Raw genomic sequence first — 1028 nt, forward strand, 5'->3', positions numbered from 1 at the left:
GGGGCCCCTACGATACAGTTCAAAACCTCTAAAATAATTGGTTTCTCTGGTACTTGACGCTTAGAGCTTTTACCTATAGGAGCATTCCCCTATAGAACCCCATAACTCTAGTTTTCAAGGTGCGTTCATCCTGCGATGACTGGGTTTTTTAAGCGGTTGCTTACCCGGCCCGCTATTCTTAATATCATACATCACATAAAGTCGCCCTAAAAGGGCGAGGCTTTAAACCCAATTTTTCGGTAAAAAATCTTGTGACCTTCGAGCGCGATAATTCCCAAACCACCTCGCGAGTCATTGCCGCTAACTCGCGCTTTGCCAATACCTATTATGCCATTCTAGGACTACATCCGAGTGCCTCGGTGATCGAAGTGCGACGCGCCTATCGGGAACTTAGCAAACGATACCACCCCGATACTACCGAACTCAGCCCCGAAGTGGCAACGGTTAAATTCCAGCGTCTTAACGAAGCTTATGCCACCCTGAGTAATCCTGATCGCCGTTCCCTGTATGATTTACAGATAGGTTACTCCCGCTGGAATGTCATCCAAACCATCCCCGATAGCGATGAACCTATAGCTAATCGTAGCGCCTATCTCGATCCGACCGATCGTCCCCTATCTTCGGGAGAGATTTTTGCTTTGTTTATCTTGGCACTCACCCTGCTCGGCTGCTTGTTACTAGCGGTGATTATTGCTATGCTTCGAGGAGAGAATGCCGTCACTGTAGCCCAATTATTTTTGATTTAGATGCGATGAAGATTCCCACTGCCGATACTCCCCTCTATAATCATCCCTTACCGGCGATCGAAGCATGGCTAGTTAAGTTAGGTTGTCGGAAAAATACCGAGAATGTCCACTGTTGGACTGTGGAAAAACCGACATGGAAAGCGGAAATCTGCCTCGAAATTGAAGAAATCACCGTTCGTTACTTTCGGGCAGCCAATGACGGCAGTGACATCAATCGCGCTTTTAAATACTCCCTTAGTCGCCAAGATATCGAATCGGCGGTTTTTTCTGGTCCCTAATCAA

Annotated in this window: 2 protein-coding genes; both read left to right on the forward strand. The window is 47.2% G+C overall.

The genetic code is table 11. The annotated features are described in order from the left end of the window. Nucleotides 1–251 precede the first annotated feature (251 nt). Nucleotides 252–746, forward strand: coding sequence for a J domain-containing protein (locus tag PX481_RS05855; RefSeq protein WP_002763788.1), 495 nt, complete (start codon nt 252–254; stop codon nt 744–746). Nucleotides 747–751: 5 nt separating this feature from the next. Further along, complete coding sequence (locus PX481_RS05860; RefSeq protein ID WP_002763790.1) at nt 752–1024, forward strand: DUF3143 domain-containing protein; 273 nt, start codon at nt 752–754, stop codon at nt 1022–1024. The last annotated feature ends 4 nt before the right edge of the window (nt 1025–1028 follow it).

The sequence above is a fragment of the Microcystis sp. M53603_WE2 genome, from assembly GCF_030065435.1.

Coding starts and splice junctions, on each gene's coding strand:
- PX481_RS05860 (WP_002763790.1), top strand. CDS start 752: ATGAAGATTCCCACTGCCGATACTCCCCTCTATAATCATCCCTTACCG.